Source organism: Candidatus Vagococcus giribetii (assembly GCF_017316185.1).
Classification (GTDB): Bacteria; Bacillota; Bacilli; order Lactobacillales; family Vagococcaceae; genus Vagococcus; species Vagococcus giribetii.
This window is the reverse complement of sequence record NZ_JAFLVX010000020.1, coordinates 1-24,569: the sequence shown is the minus strand read 5'-3', so window position 1 is coordinate 24,569 and position 24,569 is coordinate 1. Positions and strand designations below refer to the sequence as shown.

Annotated in this window: 23 protein-coding genes; 21 read left to right on the top strand and 2 right to left on the bottom strand. The window is 35.2% G+C overall.

The features are described 5' to 3' along the window. Positions 1-30 precede the first annotated feature (30 nt). A complete protein-coding gene (locus tag DOK76_RS08265) occupies positions 31-4,365 on the top strand; it encodes a PolC-type DNA polymerase III (protein WP_206966693.1) in 4,335 nt (1,444 codons plus the stop codon). A gap of 20 nt (positions 4,366-4,385) precedes the next feature. On the opposite strand, the gene DOK76_RS08260 is transcribed toward DOK76_RS08265, so the two are convergent. Then, entirely contained in the window at positions 4,386-5,222 is an 837-nt protein-coding gene (locus DOK76_RS08260) for a metallophosphoesterase (RefSeq protein WP_206966691.1), read from the bottom strand. Positions 5,223-5,441: 219 nt separating this feature from the next. Here DOK76_RS08260 and rimP point away from each other — a divergent pair, with 219 nt between their 5' ends. The 17 genes from rimP (at position 5,442) to hemW (ending at position 20,424) form a co-directional block, all read left to right on the top strand. Then, positions 5,442-5,915 (top strand): ribosome maturation factor RimP, encoded by a 474-nt coding sequence (gene rimP, locus DOK76_RS08255; protein WP_206966689.1) that lies wholly within the window; start codon positions 5,442-5,444, stop codon positions 5,913-5,915. Positions 5,916-5,937: 22 nt separating this feature from the next. Further along, positions 5,938-7,089 (top strand): transcription termination factor NusA, encoded by a 1,152-nt coding sequence (gene nusA / locus DOK76_RS08250; RefSeq protein ID WP_206966688.1) that lies wholly within the window; start codon positions 5,938-5,940, stop codon positions 7,087-7,089. A 19-nt stretch (positions 7,090-7,108) separates the two neighbouring features. Then, the gene (gene rnpM / locus DOK76_RS08245; RefSeq protein ID WP_206966686.1) at positions 7,109-7,408 is read left to right on the top strand and encodes an RNase P modulator RnpM; all 300 of its coding nucleotides are present in this window, start codon (positions 7,109-7,111) and stop codon (positions 7,406-7,408) included. Next, positions 7,398-7,706 carry a YlxQ-related RNA-binding protein gene (locus DOK76_RS08240; protein WP_206966683.1) on the top strand — a complete coding sequence of 103 codons (309 nt, stop codon included), beginning with the start codon at positions 7,398-7,400 and terminating at the stop codon, positions 7,704-7,706. The genes rnpM and DOK76_RS08240 overlap by 11 nt, the downstream gene beginning before the upstream one ends. A 12-nt stretch (positions 7,707-7,718) precedes the next feature. After that, positions 7,719-10,016, top strand: coding sequence for a translation initiation factor IF-2 (infB, locus tag DOK76_RS08235; RefSeq protein ID WP_206966681.1), 2,298 nt, complete (start codon positions 7,719-7,721; stop codon positions 10,014-10,016). Positions 10,017-10,036: 20 nt separating this feature from the next. After that, positions 10,037-10,390, top strand: coding sequence for a 30S ribosome-binding factor RbfA (gene rbfA, locus DOK76_RS08230; RefSeq protein ID WP_206966679.1), 354 nt, complete (start codon positions 10,037-10,039; stop codon positions 10,388-10,390). A gap of 185 nt (positions 10,391-10,575) precedes the next feature. After that, a complete protein-coding gene (folB, locus tag DOK76_RS08225) occupies positions 10,576-10,947 on the top strand; it encodes a dihydroneopterin aldolase (protein WP_206966677.1) in 372 nt (123 codons plus the stop codon). Then, positions 10,944-11,432 (top strand): 2-amino-4-hydroxy-6-hydroxymethyldihydropteridine diphosphokinase, encoded by a 489-nt coding sequence (gene folK, locus DOK76_RS08220; RefSeq protein WP_206966675.1) that lies wholly within the window; start codon positions 10,944-10,946, stop codon positions 11,430-11,432. The genes folB and folK overlap by 4 nt, the downstream gene beginning before the upstream one ends. Before the next feature lie 4 nt (positions 11,433-11,436). Next, positions 11,437-12,003, top strand: a complete 567-nt coding sequence (gene folE, locus DOK76_RS08215; RefSeq protein ID WP_206966673.1) for a GTP cyclohydrolase I FolE — start codon at positions 11,437-11,439, stop codon at positions 12,001-12,003. Between the two features lie 9 nt (positions 12,004-12,012). After that, positions 12,013-12,600, top strand: a complete 588-nt coding sequence (locus tag DOK76_RS08210; RefSeq protein ID WP_206966671.1) for a non-canonical purine NTP pyrophosphatase — start codon at positions 12,013-12,015, stop codon at positions 12,598-12,600. A 7-nt stretch (positions 12,601-12,607) separates the two neighbouring features. Next, entirely contained in the window at positions 12,608-13,384 is a 777-nt protein-coding gene (gene folP, locus DOK76_RS08205) for a dihydropteroate synthase (protein WP_206966669.1), read from the top strand. Positions 13,385-13,513: 129 nt separating this feature from the next. Next, positions 13,514-14,470 (top strand): Gfo/Idh/MocA family protein, encoded by a 957-nt coding sequence (locus DOK76_RS08200; protein WP_206966667.1) that lies wholly within the window; start codon positions 13,514-13,516, stop codon positions 14,468-14,470. A 26-nt stretch (positions 14,471-14,496) separates the two neighbouring features. Then, positions 14,497-15,585: a M42 family metallopeptidase gene (locus DOK76_RS08195; protein ID WP_206966665.1), complete on the top strand. Its 1,089-nt coding sequence runs from the start codon at positions 14,497-14,499 to the stop codon at positions 15,583-15,585. A 145-nt stretch (positions 15,586-15,730) separates the two neighbouring features. Next, positions 15,731-17,143, top strand: a complete 1,413-nt coding sequence (locus DOK76_RS08190) for a phospholipase D-like domain-containing protein (RefSeq protein ID WP_206966663.1) — start codon at positions 15,731-15,733, stop codon at positions 17,141-17,143. A 77-nt stretch (positions 17,144-17,220) separates the two neighbouring features. Beyond that, the gene (gene truB, locus DOK76_RS08185) at positions 17,221-18,132 is read left to right on the top strand and encodes a tRNA pseudouridine(55) synthase TruB (protein WP_206966660.1); all 912 of its coding nucleotides are present in this window, start codon (positions 17,221-17,223) and stop codon (positions 18,130-18,132) included. A gap of 12 nt (positions 18,133-18,144) precedes the next feature. Then, on the top strand, positions 18,145-19,095 hold the full coding sequence (gene ribF, locus DOK76_RS08180; protein ID WP_206966658.1) for a riboflavin biosynthesis protein RibF: 951 nt from the start codon (positions 18,145-18,147) through the stop codon (positions 19,093-19,095). Between the two features lie 159 nt (positions 19,096-19,254). Further along, a complete protein-coding gene (gene hemW, locus DOK76_RS08175; protein ID WP_206966656.1) occupies positions 19,255-20,424 on the top strand; it encodes a radical SAM family heme chaperone HemW in 1,170 nt (389 codons plus the stop codon). 46 nt (positions 20,425-20,470) lie between these two features. On the opposite strand, the gene DOK76_RS08170 is transcribed toward hemW, so the two are convergent. After that, complete coding sequence (locus tag DOK76_RS08170) at positions 20,471-22,000, bottom strand: YfcC family protein (protein ID WP_206966654.1); 1,530 nt, start codon at positions 21,998-22,000, stop codon at positions 20,471-20,473. A 275-nt stretch (positions 22,001-22,275) separates the two neighbouring features. On the opposite strand from DOK76_RS08170, the gene hrcA reads away from it, so the two are divergent. The 3 genes from hrcA to DOK76_RS08155 all read left to right on the top strand — a co-directional run. Further along, positions 22,276-23,322: a heat-inducible transcriptional repressor HrcA gene (hrcA, locus tag DOK76_RS08165; protein WP_206966814.1), complete on the top strand. Its 1,047-nt coding sequence runs from the start codon at positions 22,276-22,278 to the stop codon at positions 23,320-23,322. 24 nt (positions 23,323-23,346) lie between these two features. After that, positions 23,347-23,889, top strand: a complete 543-nt coding sequence (grpE, locus tag DOK76_RS08160) for a nucleotide exchange factor GrpE (RefSeq protein WP_206966653.1) — start codon at positions 23,347-23,349, stop codon at positions 23,887-23,889. 30 nt (positions 23,890-23,919) lie between these two features. After that, the coding region (locus DOK76_RS08155) for an Hsp70 family protein (RefSeq protein WP_206966651.1) at positions 23,920-24,569 on the top strand (650 nt) is incomplete at its 3' end.

The following is a 24,569-nucleotide window of genomic DNA, read 5'->3' as shown; positions in this document are numbered from 1 at the left end:
AGAATAAATGAGAAAGTGAGGCGTGATTGAATGGCTATGAATTCGAAGGAATTATTTTCTCAATTACTAAATCAAATTGGATTAGAGTTAGAACAAGATACAACAGGTACGTTAAAATCTGGAGAAATTAAAGAAGTAAAAGTTCATAAGAAAAGTCGCTTATGGGAGTTTTACTTAGAGTTTTCAGAGATTTTACCCTTTTCTTTGTATCAAGAATTCTCTAATCGCTTAACAATGGCGTTTCAGTCAATTGCTAATGTCAGTATTAAAATAGCAGCTAAAAATGAGACGTATACTAATGAGTTACTTCAAGACTATTGGTTAGAAGTATTAAAAGATAAAAATTGTGTCACACCAGTTGTTAGACAAAAGTTAGCAACACAAGCACCTTTTTTAGAAGATCAACAAGTGGTATTGTTAGTTGAAAATGAGGGCATGATTGATTATATTACACAACAATATGGCACATTTATTGTGGACAGTTATCAAAAATTTGGGTTTCCGAAATTTAAGTTCCAACCTAAAATGGATGAACAAAAAGCAGAAGCAATCAAAAAAGCCTTTGATGAAAGACAAAAAGAACAAACAGAGCAAATGATGAAACAAGCGGCTCAAGCTATTGAAAAAAATGAACAACAGCAAAAACAAAAGGCTGAAGTGGCACCTCTTTCTGGTCCAATTCAATTAGGACGATCTATTCCTGCAGATGAAATGATTACGCCAATGGGGAATATTTTTGAAGAAGAACGTCGTGTGACACTTGAAGGGTTTGTTTTTTCTAAAGAAGTTAGAGACTTGCGCTCTGGACGAAAGATTTTAATTATCAAGATGACAGATTATACGTCTTCATTTTCCGTTAAAAAGTTCTCAAATAACGATAAAGATGTTGCTGTTTTTGATGCGATTAAAGAAGGTTCTTGGCTAAAGGTACGAGGAAGTATCCAGGAAGATACCTTCATGCGTGATTTAGTGATGAACTGCCAGGATTTAATTGAAGTCAAACACGCAACGAGAAAAGACACTGCTCCTGAAAATGAAAAAAGAGTAGAACTACATACCCATACTAATATGAGTACTATGGACGGCATTAGTGGAGTAGGGGATTTAGTGGCTCAAGCTGGAAAATGGGGCATGCCGGCAATTGCTATCACAGACCATGCGGGGGCGCAGGCTTTTCCTGATGCTTATCATGCAGGTCAAAAACACGGTGTCAAAGTTTTATTTGGTATCGAAGCCAATGTAGTTGATGATGGTGTTCCTATTGCTTACATGCCCAAACATGTTGCCTTAACAGATGCTATTTATGTGGTGTTTGACGTTGAGACGACAGGTCTATCAGCTGTTTACGATACGATTATTGAGTTAGCTGCGGTTAAAATGCATAAAGGAAATGTGATTGATACCTTTGAAGAGTTTATTGATCCAGGTCATCCCTTATCTCAGACAACGATTAATTTAACAGGAATTACAGACGAGATGGTTCGTGGCTCTAAGTCAGAAGAAGAAGTCCTTAAGTTGTTTAAAGAGTTTTGTGGCGATGATATTTTAGTAGCCCATAATGCTAGTTTTGATATGGGATTCTTAAATACGAGTTATGAAAAATACGACATGCCTGAAGCACCCAATCCAGTCATTGATACGTTAGAGTTGTCAAGATTACTTCATCCTGAGATGAAATCACATCGTTTAAACACTTTGTCTAAAAAATACAACATCAATCTGGAACAGCATCACCGTGCGATTTATGATTCAGAAGCCACAGGGCATTTATGTTGGTTATTTGTAAAAAAAGCAAAAGAAGATTTTGGAGTAGAGTATCACGATGAGTTTAATCAACATATTGGTGAGGGGGATGCTTATAAAAGAGCTCGTCCTTTCCATGTGACTATTCTTGCGAAAACTCAAGCAGGTTTAAAAAATCTGTTTAAGTTGATTTCTATGTCTAATGTTAATTATTATTACCGAGTTCCTCGTATTCCTCGTTCAAAACTATCTGAGCTACGAGAAGGCTTAATTATTGGTTCTGCTTGTAGTAAAGGTGAAATTTTTGAAGCAATGATGCAAAAAGGGGTCGAAGAAGCTAAGAAACGAGCGAAGTTTTATGACTACATTGAAATTATGCCTAAGCCTGTTTATGCCCCATTAATTGAAGCTGAGCTTGTTAAGAATAATGAAGATATGGAAGATATCATTCAAAACTTAGTTAACATTGGTGAGACATTGAATAAGCCTGTTGTTGCGACAGGGAATGTTCACTACTTAAATGAAGAAGATGGTATTTATCGTAAGATTTTAATTAATTCTATGGGGGGAGCCAATCCTCTTAATCGCTATTCCTTACCTGAAGTTCATTTTAGAACTACAAATGAAATGTTAGATGAGTTTGCTTTTCTAGGAAAAGATGTAGCTAAAAAGGTTGTTGTAGATAATACACAATTAATAGCTGATTGGTGTGAGGAAGTTGTCCCAGTTAAAACAGATCTTTATACACCGAAAATTGAAGGTTCTGAAGATGAGATTACGAATTTAAGTTACACCGAAGCTCACAGATTGTATGGAGAAGAGTTACCAGAAATCGTTGTGAAACGAATTGAGAAGGAATTAAAAAGTATCAATGGAAATGGTTTCTCAGTTATTTACTTAATCTCTCAAAAATTAGTGCATAAAAGCTTAGAAGATGGCTATTTAGTAGGTTCCCGTGGGTCTGTTGGCTCAAGTTTTGTAGCAACTATGACAGGAATCACTGAAGTTAATCCACTTCCTCCTCATTACCGATGTCCAAAATGTCATTACTCTGAATTTTTTGAAGACGGTTCATATGGTTCTGGTTTTGACTTACCTGAAAAAGAATGTCCAAAATGTGGTGTCCGTTTATTTAAAGATGGTCATGATATTCCATTTGAAACATTCTTAGGTTTCCACGGGGATAAAGTACCCGATATCGATTTGAACTTCTCTGGAGTGTATCAATCGACAGCGCATAACTACACCAAAGTTTTATTTGGTGAAGACTATGTTTACAAAGCGGGAACAATTGGTACTGTGGCAGACAAAACAGCCTATGGATTTGTAAAGGGATATGAAAGAGATAATAATTTTAACTTTAGAGCAGCAGAAATTGATCGCTTGGCTAAAGGCTCAACTGGTGTGAAACGGACAACAGGACAACATCCGGGGGGGATTATTGTTATTCCTGATTACATGGATGTTTATGATTTTACGCCGATTCAGTATCCGGCAGATGATCAAAATGCGGAATGGCGTACAACTCACTTTGATTTTCATTCTATTCATGATAATGTCCTAAAACTTGATATATTAGGTCATGATGATCCGACTGTTATTAGGATGTTACAAGATTTATCAGGAATTGATCCCAAAACGATTCCTACAGATGATCCTGAAGTGATGAAGATTTTTGCTGGTCCTGACGTGTTGGGTGTGTCACCTGAGCAAATTTACTCAAAAACAGGAACACTAGGTATTCCAGAGTTTGGGACAAAATTTGTTCGAGGCATGTTAGAACAAACAAAACCAACAACATTTGCTGAGTTACTTCAAATTTCAGGTCTATCCCACGGAACAGACGTATGGTTAGGTAATGCCGATGAATTGATTAAAAGAGGCGAAGCAACCTTAGCTAAAGTAATCGGTTGTCGTGATGATATTATGGTTTACTTAATGCATGCAGGACTTGAAGATGGGATTGCCTTTAAAATTATGGAGAGCGTGCGTAAAGGAAAAGGGATTCCTGATGATTGGCAAAAAGAGATGAGAGATAATAATGTGCCAGAGTGGTACATTGATTCTTGTTTGAAAATTAAGTACATGTTCCCGAAAGCCCATGCGGCAGCCTATGTATTAATGGCTTTACGTGTGGCTTACTTTAAAGTTCATTTCCCTATTCTTTACTATGCTGCGTACTTTAGTGTGCGTGCAGATGACTTTGATATTGTTGCTATGTCTCAAGGAAAAGATGCAACAAAAGCAAGTATGAAAGAAATCATGGACAAAGGAATGGACGCTTCAACCAAAGAGAAGAACTTATTAACGGTTCTTGAGCTAGCTAACGAAATGTTAGAACGTGGATTCAAATTTAGCATGATCGATTTATATAAATCAGATGCTGAAAACTTCATCATTGATGGGGATACATTGATTCCGCCGTTTCGTTCCGTGCCAAGTTTGGGAGCCAACGTGGCGAAACAAATCTGTATTGCCAGAGAGGAAAGCAAGTTCCTTTCTAAAGAAGATTTAGCAACACGGGGTAAAGTTTCTAAAACCATTATTGAGTATATGACTGAAAATGGTGTGTTGAAAGACTTACCAGACGAGAACCAATTATCATTATTTGATATGTTTTAAAAAAAGCAGACAATTCTTATTTAGGAGTTGTCTGCTTTTTCGTTTGATATAGTTGTAAAAATTAAATGAGGGTAATTGTTAATTCTCGCAGGGAAACTACTATTAGCTAAGCCCCGACTAACAACGAGATGGTTGTCTTCGACTTGGTACAAGCCGTCTGTGTAATCAGGAAAGAACCCTTGATCAGGTGAAAGAACACCACCAATCCCAGGAATAATAATTTGTCCACCATGGGCATGACCACTAAAAACAGTAAAACCTTTTGTTTTAAGATGTTGACTGTAGTCGTCCATTTTTTCAGGATGATGAGCTAAGACTAGAGTCTCTGACGAGCTATCTATTTTGTCTAACTCTTTTTTAGGTAGTTGAGTAGAGCCGTTACTTAAACCGACTACATTGACCTTGTCTTGATTGACAGTCATTTGTTTAACTTCATTTTCTAGTAAAATTGCGTCACTATTTTCAATAATCGATAGCCATTGTTTGTAGTCAGGATGAGTGGTTTCGTGGTTTCCTGAGACAACAAAGGTTGGTGCAATTTGGGTTAATTTTTTTAAAAACAGGGTCAAGTCTGTTTCATCAATTGTTTCTGTTCGGTCTATGGTATCACCTGTATAAAAAATCATATCAGGTTTTTCATTTGAAATAGCATTGACTAGTTTGTCCATAGAGACTCTAAGTCTTGGAAATTGCGTGTCAGAGACTTGAGCAATTTTGATTGGTTTACTTGATGTTACTTTATTGGAATGAATCGTGTAATAAGACTTTTCTAATTGTCTATTTTCACGATAGCCTTCTAAAAATAGTGCAGCCGTTAAGACAAGGCTTGCTATAGTTATTTTTTTATATAGTTTCATAAGTCACCTCTTAATGTAATGGTACTGTAACAAATAATGGTTAAAGTTTCTTTAATAAATAACAGTTTTAATAAAAGCTTAAGGACCTTTAGCAAGAGATTTGTTTTTTTTCGTGAGACGTGATAAAATACTTTTGTAAGATATGTGTGAGGAGTGAGCGTGTAGACGCTCACTCTTTTTGATGAACTGCATAAAAACTTTAAAGGAGGCGACTATTAATTGGCAAACGTTGTCGAGATAGTGACAGACTTAGTGACTCCCATTCTAGATGAATTATCATTTGAATTGGTAGACATGGAGTATGTGAAAGAAGGAAAAAATTGGTTTCTACGTGTATTTATAGATAAAACTGGAGGCATTGATATCAATGAATGTGCTCTTGTAAGTGAAAAACTTGGTGAGAAGTTAGATACCGTACAACCAGATCCAATCCCACAAGCGTATTTTCTAGAAGTGTCTTCTCCAGGAGCAGAGCGCCCTTTAAAGAAAGAAGAGGATTACACCAATGCTCTAGGCGAATACATTAATGTTTCGTTTTACCAAGCTGTTGAAGGTGAAAAACAATTTCAAGGTTTCTTAGAAAGCATTGATAAAGATGAATTAACATTACGTGTGAAAATAAAAACCCAAGAAAAAACAATGGTGTTTGAACGTAAAAACATTGCTAAAGCTAGATTAGCAATTCAATTTTAATATCGGAGGTTAAGAAAGAATCATGAACAAGGAAATGTTAGGCGCATTAGACGCCCTAGAAACCGAAAAAGGGATTTCTAAAGCAATTGTTATTGAAGCTTTAGAAGCAGCGATGATTTCAGCATACAAACGTCATTATGGACAAGCACAAAACGTTGAAGTTGAGTTTGATGATAAAAAAGGAGACGTTCATATTTATTCAGTGAAAGAAGTAACTGAAGAAGTGATGGACTCCCAATTAGAAGTTAGTTTAGAAGAAGCAACTAAAATTAATCCAGCTTATGAAATTGGCGATACCATTCGTTTTGAAGTAACACCAAAAGACTTTGGTCGTATTGCCGCTCAAACAGCTAAACAAGTCATTTTACAACGTGTCCGTGAAGCTGAGCGTTCAATTATTTATAACGAATTTAGTGAATATGAAAATGAAATTATGCAAGGTATCGTAGAAAGACAAGATAGTCGTTATATCTATGTTAACCTTGGAAAAATTGAAGCAGTTCTTTCAAAACACGACCAAATTCCAAATGAAACATACCAACCATTTGATCGTATCAAAGTGTATATTCATAAAGTTGAAAACACATCAAAAGGCCCTCAAGTATATGTAAGCCGTAGTCACCCAGATTTATTAAAACGTTTATTTGAGCAAGAAATCCCAGAAGTATACGACGGAGAAGTTGAAATTGTCAGTATCGCTCGTGAAGCTGGAGATCGTGCTAAAGTAGCTGTTAAATCTGATAACCCTGATATTGATCCTGTGGGAACATGTGTTGGACCAAAAGGCCAACGTGTTCAAGCAATCGTTAATGAGCTTAAAGGTGAAAACATGGATATTGTTGAGTGGAACGAAGACCCAGCAATCTTTATTTCAAATGCTTTAAACCCAGCACAAGTTGTTGATGTTATTTTTGATGAAACACAACGCGCTTGTACAGTGGTTGTTCCAGATTTCCAATTATCATTAGCTATTGGTAAAAGAGGACAAAATGCTCGTTTAGCAGCAAAATTAACAGGATTCAAGATTGATATTAAACCTGAATCTGAAATGGAAGCTTTAGAAGCAGAAGTTGAAGAAGTAGTAGAAGAATTAGAAGACGTAATGACTGAAGCTGTAGCAGAAGAAATCGTAACAGAAGTTGTAGCTGATACAGAAGAAAGTTCAGAAGAGTAGAAATTAGGAGGCGAAATAGATGAAACCAAGAAAAATTCCAATGAGAAAATGTGTGGTATCTAACGAAATGAAACCCAAAAAAGAGATGATTCGAATCGTACGCTCAAAAGAGGGAGAAATCTCAATTGATCCAACAGGAAAACTAGCTGGAAGAGGTGCTTATCTTTCTATGGAGCCTGATGTTGTTCAACGCAGTTGGGACAACAAGATTCTTGACCGAGTACTTGAATCAAAATTAACAGATGAGTTTTACCAAGAGTTACTTGATTATGTGACTCATCAAAAAGCGAGAAGAGAGTTATTCGGCCATGACAAATAAAGAAAAATTTTTAAATCTATTGGGATTAGCTACTCGAGCAGGGAAGCTAATCTCAGGAGATGAGACGACATTAACATCAGTTAGAAAAGAAAAAGTGAGTTTGGTTATTGTTGCCACTGATGCCAGTGAAGGCACCATTAAAAAATTTACAGATAAGTGCCACTATTATGAAACACCTATGATGATTACTTGTACAAAAGCTGAGTTAAGTCATGCGATTGGCAAAAGTCGTGCGATCATAGGCGTTTGCGATAATGGTTTTTCTAGGAAGATGCGTGAATTAATGAAAGAAGAATAGGATGGTGATGGTATGAGTAAAAAACGCGTATACGAATTGGCAAAGGAACTAGAGATGTCAAGCAAGAATATTGTGGACAAAGCTCATTCAATAGGAATCGATGTGAAGAATCACATGAGTACCTTAGCCGATTCTGATATAACTAAAATCAAGAATGAAATTGGTAAACATAAAGCACCAAAACAAGAAGCAAAAAAAGCAACAACTCATTCTACTAAAGTGGAAAATAAACCAAATAGTAAGGAAATGCCTGTGAATAAACAAGAACAAAATCGCCCAAGTAACAACTCAAACAAGACTCAAAGTAAACCAAGTAACAAACCAGCTCAAAACAAACCAAGTAACACACAATCACAACCACATTCTACTCAAAAGAATGACCAAAACAAATCTCAAGGTGGCAACAACAGCAATTACAAAGGAAACAAAAACCGAAACCAAAATTTTGGTCAAAATCCTAACAACCGCTTTAACAAAAGAGGTAAAAAAGGTAAAAAGAAATATCCTACATCTAATAAACCTGCAGTTCCAGCACGTAAGTTTAAAGAGTTGCCAGAAGTATTAGTTTATACAGAAGGTATGAATGTAGCAGATATTGCTAAGAAAATTTACCGTGAGCCAGCAGAAATTATTAAAAAATTATTTATGCTAGGTGTTATGGTTAACCAAAACCAACCTTTAGATAAAGACACTATTGAGATCTTAGCAGCTGATTATGGCATTAATGCTGAAGAAAAAATTCAAGAAGATGTGGCTGATATCGATAAATTCTTCGAAGGTGAAGCAATTAATGAAGATAATTTAGTGACACGCCCACCAGTTGTAACTATCATGGGACACGTTGACCACGGTAAAACAACTTTACTTGATACATTAAGAAACACAAAAGTATCTTTAGGTGAAGCAGGAGGAATCACACAGCATATTGGTGCTTATCAAATTGAAACTGGTGGTAAAACAATCACTTTCTTAGATACACCAGGACATGCGGCCTTCACTAGCATGCGTGCACGTGGAGCAAGTATCACAGATATTACAATTTTAGTTGTTGCAGCTGATGATGGTGTAATGCCTCAAACAGTTGAAGCTATTAACCATGCTAAAGCTGCTGGTGTACCGATTATTGTTGCTGTTAACAAAATTGATAAACCAACTGCTAACCCAGATCGCGTTATGCAAGAATTATCAGAACATGGTTTAATTCCTGAAGATTGGGGTGGAGATACAATCTTCGTACCAATTTCAGCTAAATTCGGTGACAACATTGATGATTTATTAGAAATGGTTTTACTTGTATCAGAAGTTGAAGATTTAAAAGCTGACCCAACACAACGCGCTATCGGTACAGTTATTGAGGCTCGTCTTGATAAGAGTAAAGGTCCTATTGTTACATTATTAGTTCAACAAGGAACGCTACATGTAGGTGATCCAATTGTTGTTGGTAATACTCACGGACGTGTTCGTGTCATGACAAATGACATTGGTCGTCGTGATAAAGAAGCTGGTCCTGCAGCACCAGTCGAAATCACTGGTTTAAATGATGTTCCTCAAGCAGGAGATCGTTTTGTAACTTTTGAAGATGAAAAAACAGCTCGTACAGCGGGTGAAGAAAGAGCTAAACGTGCTTTATTAGAGCAACGTTCATCAGCTCAACGCGTGACTTTAGACAACTTATTTGAAAGTCTAAAAGATGGCGAAATGAAAGAAGTTAATGTGATTATTAAAGCTGACGTTCAAGGATCAGCTGAAGCTTTAGCAGCAAGTTTAAACAAAATTGATGTAGAAGGCGTTCGTGTGAAAATCGTTCACTCTGCCGTTGGAGCAATCAACGAAAGTGATATCACGTTAGCATCAGCAAGTAATGCAATCATCGTAGGATTTAACGTTAGACCTACACCACAAGCAAGAAGCCAAGCTGAACAAGAAAACGTTGATATTCGTTTACACCGTATTATCTACAAAGTAATCGAAGAAATCGAAACAGCAATGAATGGTATGTTAGATCCTGAATTTGTTGAAAAAATTACAGGCCAAATGGTTGTCCGTGAAACGTATAATGTTTCTAAAGTCGGAACTATTGCTGGTTGTTACGTAACAGAAGGCTTCATTCGTCGTGAAAGCGGCATTCGTTTAATTCGTGATGGTATTGTTATTCATGAAGGTGAATTAGCAAGCTTGAAACGTTTTAAAGATGATGCTAAAGAAGTTAAATTAGGATTTGAATGTGGTGCCATGATTGAAAAATACAATGATGTTAAAGTTGACGACATTATTGAAGGCTTCATTATGGAAGAAGTTAAGAGAAAATAATCTCAAAAGGAGGATAAACGATGGCAAATTATCGTGACCGCCGAGTAGCTCAAGAGATTTTGAGAGAAGTAAATGATATCTTAAAGAAAAAAGTAAGAGATCCTCGCGTTTCAGAAATTACGATTACTGAAGTTCGTGTAACAGGTGATTTACAACAAGCAACTATTTATTATAGTTCTTTAAGTGATAAAGCTTCTGAAAAAGAAAAAGTGCAACAAGGTTTAGCTAAAGCTAGTGGCTTAATTCGTCGAGAATTAGGACATAGACTAAGCATTTACAAAACACCTGAACTTATTTTTGAAGTAGATAGTTCAGTACAATATGGTAATCATATTGATGAGTTACTTAGAAATTTAAACAAAAGTGAATACTAAGAGTTAATTAAAAAGAGTTTAGTCCATTTGGGCTAAGCTCTTTTTTGTTTAAATGAGAAAATTTTGAATTATAGACGGTTTTTTGTCACTTTTATGGTGAACTATGCCTAGTTATTGTGGTAGGATAACGTTATCAATAATTATTTTAATTGATGAAAAAACTAACAATACAAAGGATGTTACTGATGGGAAAAATTCGAATTAATAACTTAAAGTTTTACACAAAAAATGGTGTATTGAAAGAGGAAAGAGTTTTAGGTCAACAACTAGAAGTTGATGTGGAATTAACAATGGATTTAACAAAAGCAGGAAAAACAGACGATGTGATGGATACAGTTAGTTACGCAGAAGTGAATGATCAAATCAGTGAACGCCTTGCACGTGATTCGTTTGATTTAATCGAAGCTGTTGCTTCAGCTATTTTAGATGATATAGAAGAAGTCCATGGAGATAAGTTACAAAAAGCCATGGTTCGAATTAGAAAATACAGTGTGCCAATGCCAGGTATATTTGATAATATTGAAATCGAAATGGAAAGAGAGATGTCAGGTAAATGACAATAGGTTACTTAGCTTTAGGAAGTAATTTAGGCGATAGAATGTCTTATTTAACGCAAGCTGTAACCTATCTTTCTGAGACAGAAGGGATAAGCGTTTTAGGTAAGTCTAAGATTTACGAGACTGAGCCTTATGGTGACGTTCCTCAAGATAATTACCTAAATGCAGTGGTAAAAATTGAGACGTCTATTGAACCTATTAAGCTATTAGATATCACACAAGGGATTGAAGCGAAATTAGGTAGGGAACGTCTTATTAGATGGGGCCCAAGAACTATAGATATTGATTTAATTCTTTTAGGAGATAAACACGTGAATACTGAGCGTTTAACTATTCCTCATATTGAAATTAAAAAGCGCTCCTTTGTTTTGATACCCTTAAAAGATGTTTATGAAGAAGATACTTTATTTGGACAAACACTAGAAAATTTGATTAACCAAACTGGTAATAAAGAAGAAGTTTGGGAAACGACGGAAAGTTGGTAAACTAATGGATACTGAAAAACAAGTGATTATAGAAGAGGCAGTCAAGCAAATCTTAGAAGCACTCGGTGAAGATACTGAACGTGAAGGGTTAAAAAATACACCAAAACGTGTAGCAAAAATGTATAACGAAGTCTTTGCCTCTTTAACTGGCCCTGAGTTTGATGACTATGCCTTATTTGACAGTCGTAACGATGAAGATATGGTTTTAGTGAAAGATATTCAGTTTTACTCTATGTGTGAACATCATTTACTACCTTTCTTTGGTAAAGCTCATGTTGCGTATGTTCCAGATGGCAATAAAGTCCTTGGTTTAAGTAAATTACCAAGATTGGTTGAGTATTGTGCCAAACGACCAAGTGTTCAAGAAGATTTAACAATAATGATTGCGGATCAATTAATGAAACACGTACCTGTAAAAGGTGTTGCTGTTTCTGTTGAAGCAGAGCATATGTGTATGACGATGCGTGGAGTAAAAACACCAAGTAGTTCAACTAAAACTTTCCATTATACAGGTATTTTTAAAGAAGACCGTGAGTGGAAAAATGATTTTTTAGCTGCTATTAATAATTAGGTGTAGATAATGGAAATCATTGTAGGGACAAATAATTTAGGCAAATTAAATGAGATGCAAGAAAGTTTAAATACTTCAAAAGTGAAACTTGTTTCTTACGGAGAAAAGAGTAAGAAACGAGTTGACTTTGAAGAGACAGGGACTACTTTTAAAGAAAACGCCTTAGAAAAAGCACAAAATTTTGCCAAATTACTTGAAAGACCTGTCTTAGCAGATGATGGAGGCTTAATTTTAGAAGCGTTTCCGACTCTTTTAGGGGTGAAAACAGCTCGTTTCTTTCATGAAGGGACAAATGATCACGAAAAGAATCAACAATTATTTGATTTAATGGCTGGTGAAACAAATCGAAGAATCACTCTTTTTGCAACACTGGCGTATGTTGATCCTCAAGGAGAGTCAATTATTGTAGAAAAAAGTCTAGTAGGTGAATTAACTCATAACGAAATTGGTGAGGAAGGTTACGGTTTTGATCGTTGTTTCTATTTACCTGAAATAGGAAAAACATTGGCAGAGCTTCCTTTAACTAAAAGAAATGAGCACAGCCCTAGAGTAAGAGCCTTAAAAGAAATTACTAAACGTATTTTAGAACAGGAGTAAGATAGTCATGAATGATGTTAAAGTAATGGGAATTGTTAATGTGACGCCAGATTCATTTTCAGATGGTGGTAATTTTTTTGAGTCTGATCAAGCGATTCAACATGCCTTTCAACTAATTGAAGAAGGAGCAGATATCTTAGATATTGGTGGTCAATCAACTAGACCAGGTTATATTGAAATTTCTCCAGAAGAAGAAATTAGGCGTATTGGACCTGTTATTAAAGCGATTCGAGAGAAAAGTGATATTCCTATTTCTGTGGATACGTATTTCCCTGAAGTGGCCGATTATGCGTTAAACAATGGGGCTACTATTTTAAATGATGTGCGTGGACTAGATTTAGAAGGTATGATGGCAGTTGCTAAAAAATACCCTGAAGCAGATTTAGTTATCATGCATTCACGAGATAGAAGAACTGAGCTTAGTGTTGAAGAAGACATTCAACAATTTTACACTGAAAAATACGAAGCCTGTTTAAAAGAAGGAATCGATCCAACACGTATTTTCTTTGATCCAGGGATTGGTTTTGGTAAAAGCTTAGAGGAAAACATAGATATCTTAAAATATCCAGATAAATATCGTTTTAAAGATTTTCCTTTATTATACGGTGTTTCGCGAAAAAGAACGATTGCTCATTTAGTAGACGAAGATCGTCCCCTAGAACGAGATTATGCTTCTGTAACAGCAACCTTATATAGCGCAGTAAAAGGCGTAGAGGTTATTCGAGTTCATCAAGTCAAAGGAATGAAAGATGCTCTGAAGGTTTGGCAGCAATTAGCAGATTAAGATGAAATGAAAAGGAGTTTGACTTAATTGTCAGCTTCTTTTTTCATTTTTGTTACTAATTTTTAGGGATATAGGACTAGTACTTTTGGCAAGGTGTGATAAAATAAAGCCTAATAAGGAGGGATATGATTGAAAACAAAAATTGGTGTCGTCGGAAAAGGTGACATTGCTAAACAATTTGTAAGTCAGCTAGATCGAAGTAAATATGAAGTGGTTTCTGTCTACAATCATAGTGAGGCTTCTTTAAAACAATTTGTTCAAGACTATTCATTAAAAAATAGTACAACAGATTACCAAGCATTTTTGGCTAATAAAGAGGTAGAAATAGTGTACATCGCTACACCTAATTCGACTCATTATGACTATGTCCTGAAAGCATTAGAACATGGGAAACATGTCTTATGTGAAAAGGTAATGGTTTTAACAAGTAAGGAATCAGCACATCTATTTCAAGTGGCTAAAGAAAATAAGGTCGTTCTATTAGAAGCTGTTACTTTATTTTATATGCCTATGTTTCAAGCTGTTAGAGAAAAAATTGCTAATGGTGAAATAGGAAAAGTCAGTGGCGCTAGTGTGTTGTTTGGAAGTTGTAAAGACTATGATCCAAACAATCGCTTTTTCTCAAAAGAAAAAGGTGGCGGAGCATTGTTTGATATTGGAACATATGCTCTTTCAGCAGCAGTTTACTTTTTAGGTACGTCATTAAGTCTTTTAGGAACAGATGTTGAGTTTGCTCCAACAGGTGTTGATGAAAAATCTGTGTCTATCTTTAAAAATGAATCGGGGCAACAAGCAAGTGTGATGATCTCATTTAGAGGGAAAATGCCTAAACAAATACTTATTACGGGAGATAAGGGATTTGTTCAAATAAATGATTTTCCACGTGCAGAAACAGCAACTATGTATATGAATTCGGGAGAAGTAGTTGAGGTGACAAGTGGGAATTCAGTAGAAGTCTTTAACTATGAGTTAGATATGTTAAATGATTATTTACAAGGAGCACCAAAAGAAAATGATCTAAGAGATATCACACAACAAGTAATTTCCTTAATGGACGACATGGGAAAAGCTTGGAATAATAACTAAAAAATGAAGAAGAGGGTTGTTACAAAATGAAAAAACAAGAAGCAATCAAAAATATTGTTCACCTATCTAATTTACCAGGTGTTTCAGGATTTGAAGATGAAGTTGTGACTTATGTCCGAGAAAGTTGGGACAAGTTAGGCCAGACAGATACAGATGGGATTAAAAATTTGTATTTAGATGGTGTGGGAAATCAAGAGTCCTCACTCACTGTTCAGTTGGACGCTCATAGTGATGAGGTTGGTTTTATTGTTCAAGCGATTAAACCAAATGGCTTGTTGCAGTTTTTAACTGTGGGTGGTTGGATTCCAAGTAATATTGCTGCTCAAAAAGTAAAAGTTAAAAACAAAAAAGGTGAGTACATTCAAGGAATTGTCACCAGCAAACCGCCTCATTTTATGAGTGAAGAAGAACGTGCTAAAGGATTAAGCATCTCTTCTTTATCAATCGATATTGGCGCTACTTCAATTGAAGACGTGGAGGAGAGATTCTCAATTCGGATTGGGGCTCCAGTGATTCCAGATGTCGCTTGTTCTTTTGATGGATCAACAGGCCTTTTTTTAGGAAAAGCTTTTGATTGTCGCATTGGAGTTGCGTGTATGATGGACGTTTTTGATGAACTTAAAGAGAAGTCCTTACCTTTTAAACTGGCAGGAACACTATCTTCTCAAGAAGAAGTAGGTTTACGTGGGGCTCAAGTTGGTGCTAAGCGAGTTCAAGCAGATTTAGCTATTGTGTTTGAAGGGTGTCCTGCTGATGATACGTCTTCTGAAGAGTACATGATTCAATCAGCTCTTGGGAAAGGTCCTATGTTACGTTACTTTGATGTATCCATGATAACTAATCCTGAATTTCAAGATCAGGTTATTGATCTTGCGAAAAAACAAAACATTCCAGTCCAAGTGTCTGTTAGAAGTGGTGGTGGAACAAATGGTGCGCCGATTAATTTATATAATGGAGCACCAGCCATTGTTGTGGGAATTCCCGTGAGATATGCTCATACCCATCATTGTTATGTTGATTTCAGAGATTATCAAGCAGCTAAAGAATTAGTGGTCATCTTTTTAGAGTCATTGTCAGAAGCTGATGTTGCTTTATTAGCTAAGCCTTTAGGGTAATAACAAAGTAGAGAATAAGAAGAAGCTGACAATCTGGTTAGCTTCTTTTTTGTTGGTTTAGGAAACAAATTTTGATTTTTTCTTAAGAGGAATGATAGAATAAAAGAATAGAGATTTATTTATGAAAATAAAGGAGGTTTTTTGAATGTCAAAAACAATGAAAATTATTGCTACTTCCTTATTGGTATATAGCTTGTATGTGTTAATTAGTTTATTTGGTTATTCTTTTATTAAGATGAATGTTCAAAATAAGTCTATTTTAGATGAAGAGATTGTCAGCTTAGATGAGTTTACTAGTAGTGAGCCTAACTTAACGGAGACTGTTGCCCTACATTCGACAGTAGAAGGAGCGCTTCAGTTAAGACTAGATTTGATTAGATCAGCAAAAGAAGAACTCTATATTAGTCAATATTCTATTGGTCATGATAAAAGTGGTTTGATGTTTGTTAATGAAATCAAAGAAGCGGCCCAAAGAGGTGTCAAGGTTAAACTATTAGTCAATCGCTTCTCAAATAGTGTGTCAAAAAATTCTTATTTATCAGTTTTAGATGAGTTTGAGAATGTGGAAATAAAAGTAGTCGGAGGAATAAACCTACTCCAGCCTTGGAAAATGAATAATGTGATTCATGATAAGCTCATTATTGTGGACGATGAGTATCTCCTATCTTCAGGTCGTAATGTGAATGACCGCTTTCAAGTACCTTCAACTAAAGAAGCTGTAGTGAATGATTTAGATATTATTGTTCAAAATGGGAAACATGAGAAGAGTCCTAAAATAATTAATGAAGGAAAAGCGTATTACAACGAATTATGGGCAGCTGATTATGCCAAAAATAAAAAGAAATACCCGAATTCAAGATGGCTAACTACTTCATCTGATTTTTCAAATGAGGTGAGTCAAACAACTAAGGAATTGAAGAATGATATAGGACAACCTGTATTATCTAATCTGGATTTTTATCCAATGGATCGTGCTTTCTTTAGTTATAATTCAACGAACGAATGGGTGAAAAAGCCAATTGTGTGGGCTCAAATGACAGCCTTTATGAATCAAGGTACTGGAAAGTTTAAATTAATAAGTCCTTATGTTGTATTAACGAATCCTATGCAAGATTACATAAAAGCTAACAACAACGCACAATTAGAAATATATACAAACTCTATGAGTAATAGCCCCAATGTATTGGCATTTAGTGGTTATTTATTTCAAAAAAATAAATTACTAGAAAAAGCTGATATTTGGGAATTGCAAGCAGAGAATTCGAATCATCAAAAAGCCTTTTTAATGGAAGAAGGTATTGTTGGTGTTGGCTCAATGAACAGTGATTCAAGATCTGCATTTTTTAGTAGTGAAAATATGTTAATTGTGCAAAGCGAAGGGTTAGCTAAAGAGTTACAATCTGTTATTACCCGTTATGAGAATCAAAGTCTTAAAGTAACTGGACGAACAACTTATGAAGAGAATCGAAGTGTAATGGAAAAACCAGTTAATTTGTTTAAAAAGATTTTGGTTAATCTGTTGAGTGTTTTTAGTCCGTTCTTTAGATTTTTACTTTAGTAAGCTCTGGTAGTTATTTATATTAGGTTAAGTGTGTTATAATATTCAACGTATATTCTATGTTAAGGAGTTAGCGAATGGAAGGAATAATTCCCGTTTGGAAGCCTCGTGGCATGACTAGTCATGATGTGGTCTTCAAACTAAGAAAGATATTAAAAACAAAAAAAGTCGGTCACAGTGGTACCCTAGATCCAGATGTAGACGGTGTGCTACCAATTTGTATTGGTAAAGCGACTAAAGTAATTGAATACATTCAAGATTCAAACAAGATTTATCAAGGTGAAGTTACCTTAGGTTTTTCTACTGAAACAGAAGATGCTAGTGGAGAGGTTATTGAAACAAGTCTTTTAGATCAACCTGTATCAATTGAAACAATTGATGAAACTATGGCTAGTTTTTTAGGCGAAATCACACAAATTCCACCTATGTATTCCGCAGTTAAAGTTAATGGTCGTCGATTATATGACTACGCCAGAAAAGGTGAAGAAGTAGAGCGACCAAAAAGAAAGGTAATGATTTATGAGTTTTCTCGTCAAAGTGAGCCTACTTTTTCTGAAGGGTTACAAAAGTGGCAATTCCACGTTGATTGCGGTAAAGGAACTTACGTGCGAACTCTAGCAGTGGATTTAGGTAGCAAACTTGGTTTTCAAGCCCATATGTCAGATTTAACAAGAATAAAAAGTGGTGGCTTCACAAAAGAAGAGTGCTTTACTATAGAAGAAATTGCTTTATTAATGGAATTAGAAAGAGAATATGAATTTTTACTACCTCTTGAAAGAGGATTGGCAGAATTCCCTTCTATTACATTAACAAAAGAGATGTATCAAGTGGTTAGAAACGGTTCTGTACTTGAAGATACCTTCTTTGAAGGTGATACCATCAAGGAACCAACCGTTTTATTCTATGAGAATCAGGCAGTTAGTATTTACGGGGAGCACCCAACTAAAACAGGGTTGTTGAAACCAGTCAAAGTATTTAGAAACGATTAAAGGGGAAAGTTCATGGAAGTTATACATATACACCATCCATATAAAACAACAGAAATACCAGAAGGCGACGTTGTCTTGGTTCTTGGCTTTTTTGATGGCGTTCATAGAGGTCATCAAAAGGTGATTGAAACAGCAAGACAAGAAGCAAATAATAGAGGATTAAAACTTGCGGTGATGACGTTTAATCATCATCCATCAGTGGTCTTTCAAAAAGTAGATCACAAAAAAATGAAGTACATTACAACAGTTGAACAAAAGACAAAACGTATGGAAGAAGCTAATGTAGATTTATTATACGTTGTAGAATTCACATCAGCGTTTGCTGGATTGTCTCCTCAAGAGTTTGTTGATCAATACATTGTTGGTTTACACGCAAAAGTAGCTGTTGCAGGTTTTGATTATACTTACGGCAAAAAAGATATTGCAGCGATGTCTCACTTACCAGAATATGCTAATGGTCGATTTGATATTATTGAAGTAGCTAAACAAACTCAAGGTGAGGAAAAAATTAGCTCAACGAACATTAGAAAAATGATGGCAAATGGCGATATGGAAGGCGCTAATGACTTTTTAGGTTATACCTATGAGTTATCTGGTATGGTAGTTCATGGAGATAAAAGAGGACGAACTCTAGGGTTTCCAACAGCTAATATAAAAATTCCACAACAGTCTTTATTGCCAGTTGGTGGCGTTTATGCAGTGAAAATCAAAGTTGCTAACCAATGGTATATGGGAATGGCTCAAATTGGCTATAACATTACCTTTGAAAAAGATCGTCCAATGACCATTGAAGTAAACATTTTGGATTTTGATGATGATATTTATGGTGAACAAGTATCTGTTCAGTGGTGTCATTTTTTACGTAAAGAGATGAAATTTAATGGTGTAGAAGGATTAGTCACACAATTGAAAATTGATGAAGAAGATACACGAGAATATTTTACTTACAAAGGAATCAAATAAACTATAAAACATGACATCTCATAATGAGGAGGTCATGTTTTTTATACTGAGATAGGTTAATAATGAAGGTAAGCTGATTTGCTTTTATAGGCTCTTTTTAACGTAAAAAAGAAAAGTATGTTAAAATAAGCACTGAGACTAACTCAGAGGAGTAACTAAATGACTGAACTAAATAAAATAAATCAAAAGCAAGAAAGCATCTCAGCGTATATTCACATTCCTTTTTGTGAGCATATCTGTTTTTATTGTGACTTTAATAAAGTTTTTATTGAGGGGCAACCAGTAGATGAATACATTGAAGCCTTAATCAAAGAAATTAAATTAACTAGATTGAAATACCCAAGTAAAAAAACCAATACTATCTATATTGGTGGTGGAACTCCAACTTCATTATCAGCTAACCAATTGGATGCCTTACTAAAGGGTGTTAGAGAAGAATTGCCTTTTACTGATGGTGATGAGTTTACGGTTGAAGCAAACCCAGGAGATTTAACACTTGAAAAACTGCAAGTATTACAAAATTATGGTGTCAATCGTTTGTCTATGGGGGTTCAATCTTTTAACGATCGTCTGCTTAAAAAAATTGGTCGTAAGCATACAGCTCAAGACGTGTATGATACCATGAAGATTTTTGAAGCAGCTGATTTTCGAAATGTTAGTATCGATTTGATTTTTGCGTTGCCTAATCAAACCATTGAGGATTTTGAAGATACCTTAAATCAAGCATTATCTTTAGATTTGCCTCACTACTCTATGTATTCTTTAATACTTGAGAATAAGACAATGTTTTACAATTGGGCAAGACAAGGGAGATTACATTTACCAGGAATTGATGTTGAGGGTGACATGTTTGAATTAGCGATTGATAAAATGACTAAGGCAGGTCGTCATCAATATGAGGTCAGTAATTTCTGTATACCAGGTAAAGAGAGTCAGCATAACTTAGTTTATTGGAATAATGAACACTACTATGGACTAGGCGCTGGAGCAAGTGGTTATTTGGGTAATGTTCGCTATAAAAATCACGGACCAATTCAACATTACTTAAAACCTTTAAGAGAAAATCAATTACCAACGATTACAACTGAGAATTTAACTATTCAAAATCAAATGGAAGAAGAGATGTTCTTAGGATTAAGAAAAATAGAAGGTGTTTCTGTTTCGCATTTTGAGGAGAAGTTTAATCAATCTTTGGATTCTGTTTACGGGGATGTTATTGGAAAGTTATTAGCGGATAAAATGATTCAGACGAATAATGATCGTCTTTGTTTAACAGAAAAAGGCCTCATCTTAGGAAACGAAGTATTTAAAGAATTTTTAATTAATTAATATGAAGAAAAGTGGTTGCGACGTTATTTCGTCACAACCACTTTTTTTAAATATATACACCAATCGCAAGTAAAACGATAGAAAGGATAATAATCATAATCATCAGTTTCATAATAAATTTCAACCACTTATCAAAGGTAATATCAACCATTGCTAAGGAGGCAAGAATCAAACCTGTTGGAGCAATAAATGAAATGATTCCTTGTCCCCAATTGTAGGCATCAATAACAAGAGCTCGGTCAACATTTACCACATCTGCAAGAGGCGCCATAATAGGCATAGATAGCACAGCTAAACCAGATGAAGAAGGAATGAAGAAACCAAGCAAAATGTAGATAAAGAACATAAATGTGGTAAAGATAGGACCACTCATATTAGATACACCATTACTTAGCCAGTACATTAAAGTGTCACTAATCATACCGTTTTCCATGATGATAGTTACACCACGAGCTAAACCAATAACAAGAGCGACACCAAGTAAATCACTTGCTCCTGTAACAAATTCACCAACAAAGTCTTTTTCTTTAAGGCCAGAAATCATTGCAAGAATGAAAGTAATTAATAAGAACACACATGAGATTTCAACGAACATCCAGTTTAACTCTTTCACGCCATAAACCATAACGACAAAGCCTAAGGCAAAAATAATTAACATCAATTTTTTACGGAAATCAAATGTTGGAATCTCTTCATCGGCATTTGCCATTAAAAACTTATGCTCTAACTCTTCTTTTTGATCGTAAATAAGAGATTCTTCAGGATTTTTTCTAACTTTTTCAGCATATCTAACTGTGTACCAAATACATAATAAGGTACCAAGTACTAACATGACAATTCTTAATCCTATGCCGTCAGTAAAATTAATCCCAGCAGTATTACTTGCAATAACAATTGAGAATGGGTTGATTGTGGAGGCAAGAGTCCCAATACAACTACCTAAATAGATTGTGGCAATAGCTACTAAAGCATCATAACCAGCCGCTATAAAAATTGGAACTAGTATAGGATAAAAAGCAATAGTTTCTTCAGCAAGCCCGAATGTTGTCCCACCAATAGAAATCAGGGTTAATGTTAAAATGATAAGCCATTTTTCTTTCCCTTTTAGTTTCTTAGATAAAGCATTCATACCAGCTGCAAAAGCACCGGTTTTATTAATAACTCCAATAATACCACCTAAAATTAATACGAATGTAACAATATCAATGGACTCAGCTAGTCCTTGAATAGGAGCTTTTAAAAATTCGGTAAGAGTTCCAAAAGCTGTTCTTTTTTCTCTTTCTAACTCTTCATAAGAGCCAGGAATCCCAACAGGCTTATAAACAGAACCATCTTTAAACTTATCTAGATTTGTATTGATATTATACTTATCTAGTGTTGCCTGGTTTCCAGGTTCAACTGATGTTTTACCATCTGGTTGCGTGACAATAAATTCTTCTTTAGCCATATCATAGCTTAAACTAGCGTATTTACCAGCCGGAATAAAGAAGGTGAGAACCATCACAAGTAACAAGACAATTAGTATAACTGTATACGCAGTAGGAAAGCTAAATTTTTTCTTTTTCAAAACATCCATCTCCTCTTTCGTGATAAATAAATTATAACGTAAGTTATTAAAGTGCGATTGATATATGAGAAAAAGTCTAAAAAAGAATAAAAAAGTTAATGAAAAAGCCATTAATTAACAATGGTCCCGCTTACAAGTTCCTTAGTTTTAATTTTTAGCACTCGTTGTATTCGAGTGCTAAAAATTTAAGTGTTAACTGTTGACAATAAAATTAATCCTTGTTATATTAGTAAATGTAATTAGCACTTGTTAAATAAGAGTGCTAAATAAAGAAGGTGATGATTATTTTAAGTGAAAGACAACTGAACATCTTACATTTACTTGTAAAAATTTACACTGAAACGGGAGTGCCAGTTGGTTCTAAGACCTTGATGAATCAAGGGATAAAGGCAAGTTCTGCGACGATTCGTAATGACTTAGCAAAATTAGAAGAGCTTGAACTTATTCAAAAGACCCATTCATCTTCAGGAAGGATTCCTTCCATTAAAGGTTATCGGTTTTATGTGGATCATCTGATGCGACCAACTGAAGTATCAAGTCATGACATATTTCAAATTCGCCAGCTTTTAAACAAGCAGTACCATGCGACAAATGAAATTATAGAAGCATCTGCTAAGATTCTTTCTGACTTAACAAGTTACACAGCGTTTTCTCTTGGCCCAGAAGTGAAGGAGAGAAAGTTAACAGGTTTTAGAATTGTTCCTCTAAATAAGAATCAATTGATTGCGATTATTGTAACGGATCAAGGTTATGTAGAAAGCCAAGTTTTTTCGATTCCAGAAAGTATTACCTCTGAGGATATTGAAAAAATGATTCAAATCATCAATGATCGATTAGTTGGAGAGAGCTTGTTGACTGTCTATCATAAACTTAGGACAGAGATTCCATTGGTCCTTCAAAAGTATTTTGTTAATTCAACTAATGTGTTGTACTTGTTTGAAGAAGTCTTTAACCAAGCTTTTGATGATCAGGTTTACATTAGTGGTGGAATGAATTTATTGAATTCAGAAAACGTAACAGATATTGCTGAGTTTAAATCTATTTATTCCCTAATTAGTGACACAGATCAATTAACAGAGATTTTATTACCAGATTCTACCGGAATCGAAATAAAAATTGGTGATGAAATTGAAAATGACTTGTTACTTAACATGAGTTTGATTACCGCTGCTTACGAAGTACCAAATCATGGTAAAGGTGTTATTGCTTTATTAGGTCCAACTAATATGTCTTACTCGAAGTTACATGGTTTAGTAACTACTATGACAACTGAGTTATCAGGACATTTAGATTCATATTATCGAAGCTTGAATGACTCAATTAGTCAATAAAGCTAGGAAAAGGAGAGTCATGAATTGAAGAAAGATAAAACTGAACATATTGAAAAAGAAGAAGTGGCAGAAGAAGTAGCCATTGATGAGGCAGCTACAGAAGAGGTGGCAGAAATTTCTGTTGAAGACACATTGAAGCAAGAATTAAGTGACATGGAAGATAAATTCTTACGTGCACAGGCTGAAATTGTGAATATGAGAAATCGTCACAATAAAGAACGTGAAGATTCAGCGAAATATCGCGCACAAAACTTAGCGAAAGATTTGCTAACATCATTAGATAACTTGGATCGTGCTCTTGAAATCGAAACAAGTGATGAACATGGTGAAGCAATGAAAAAAGGAATCGAAATGGTTCGTGAAGGAATGATTCATGCTTTGAAAGAAGCAAGCGTTGTTGAAATCGATTCTCTTGGTCAGATTTTTGACCCGAACAAACATCAAGCAGTTCAAACTGTTCCTTTATCAGAAGGACAACAAACTGATGAGATTGTTCAAGTCTTACAAAAAGGCTACATCTTACATGACCGCGTTTTAAGACCTGCAATGGTAATCGTTGCACAATAAAAATAGAAAACATTAAAGGAGACTATTATTATGAGTAAAATTATCGGTATTGACTTAGGAACTACAAACTCTGCTGTATCAGTATTAGAAGGTGGAGAAGCAAAAATTATTACAAACCCAGAAGGTAACAGAACAACACCATCTGTTGTTTCATTTAAAAATGGAGAAATCCAAGTAGGTGAAGTTGCTAAACGTCAAGCAGTAACTAACCCTAACACAATTGCTTCTATCAAACGTCACGTAGGTGAAGTTGGATACAAAGAAGAAATCGAAGGAAAAACATACACACCTCAAGAAATCTCAGCAATGATTTTACAATACTTAAAAGGTTTTGCTGAAGATTACTTAGGCGAAAAAGTAGAAAAAGCTGTTATTACAGTACCTGCATACTTTAACGATGCGCAACGTCAAGCAACAAAAGACGCTGGTAAAATCGCTGGTTTAGAAGTAGAACGTATTGTTAACGAACCAACTGCAGCTGCATTAGCATATGGTTTAGACAAAACAGATAAAGAAGAAAAAGTATTAGTATTTGACCTTGGTGGTGGTACGTTTGACGTTTCTATCCTTGAATTAGGTGATGGCGTATTTGACGTATTATCAACTGCTGGAGATAACAACTTAGGTGGAGATGACTTTGACGAAAAAATCATCGCTTACTTAGTAGAAGAATTCAAAAA

Coding starts and splice junctions, on each gene's coding strand:
- folB (WP_206966677.1), top strand. CDS start 10,576: ATGGGAAAAATTCGAATTAATAACTTAAAGTTTTACACAAAAAATGGT.
- DOK76_RS08170 (WP_206966654.1), bottom strand. CDS start 22,000: ATGGATGTTTTGAAAAAGAAAAAATTTAGCTTTCCTACTGCGTATACA.
- DOK76_RS08265 (WP_206966693.1), top strand. CDS start 31: ATGGCTATGAATTCGAAGGAATTATTTTCTCAATTACTAAATCAAATT.
- infB (WP_206966681.1), top strand. CDS start 7,719: ATGAGTAAAAAACGCGTATACGAATTGGCAAAGGAACTAGAGATGTCA.
- DOK76_RS08195 (WP_206966665.1), top strand. CDS start 14,497: ATGAAAAAACAAGAAGCAATCAAAAATATTGTTCACCTATCTAATTTA.
- nusA (WP_206966688.1), top strand. CDS start 5,938: ATGAACAAGGAAATGTTAGGCGCATTAGACGCCCTAGAAACCGAAAAA.
- truB (WP_206966660.1), top strand. CDS start 17,221: ATGGAAGGAATAATTCCCGTTTGGAAGCCTCGTGGCATGACTAGTCAT.
- hemW (WP_206966656.1), top strand. CDS start 19,255: ATGACTGAACTAAATAAAATAAATCAAAAGCAAGAAAGCATCTCAGCG.
- DOK76_RS08210 (WP_206966671.1), top strand. CDS start 12,013: ATGGAAATCATTGTAGGGACAAATAATTTAGGCAAATTAAATGAGATG.
- rbfA (WP_206966679.1), top strand. CDS start 10,037: ATGGCAAATTATCGTGACCGCCGAGTAGCTCAAGAGATTTTGAGAGAA.
- folP (WP_206966669.1), top strand. CDS start 12,608: ATGAATGATGTTAAAGTAATGGGAATTGTTAATGTGACGCCAGATTCA.
- folE (WP_206966673.1), top strand. CDS start 11,437: ATGGATACTGAAAAACAAGTGATTATAGAAGAGGCAGTCAAGCAAATC.
- folK (WP_206966675.1), top strand. CDS start 10,944: ATGACAATAGGTTACTTAGCTTTAGGAAGTAATTTAGGCGATAGAATG.
- ribF (WP_206966658.1), top strand. CDS start 18,145: ATGGAAGTTATACATATACACCATCCATATAAAACAACAGAAATACCA.
- DOK76_RS08240 (WP_206966683.1), top strand. CDS start 7,398: ATGACAAATAAAGAAAAATTTTTAAATCTATTGGGATTAGCTACTCGA.
- DOK76_RS08260 (WP_206966691.1), bottom strand. CDS start 5,222: ATGAAACTATATAAAAAAATAACTATAGCAAGCCTTGTCTTAACGGCT.
- DOK76_RS08190 (WP_206966663.1), top strand. CDS start 15,731: ATGTCAAAAACAATGAAAATTATTGCTACTTCCTTATTGGTATATAGC.
- rnpM (WP_206966686.1), top strand. CDS start 7,109: ATGAAACCAAGAAAAATTCCAATGAGAAAATGTGTGGTATCTAACGAA.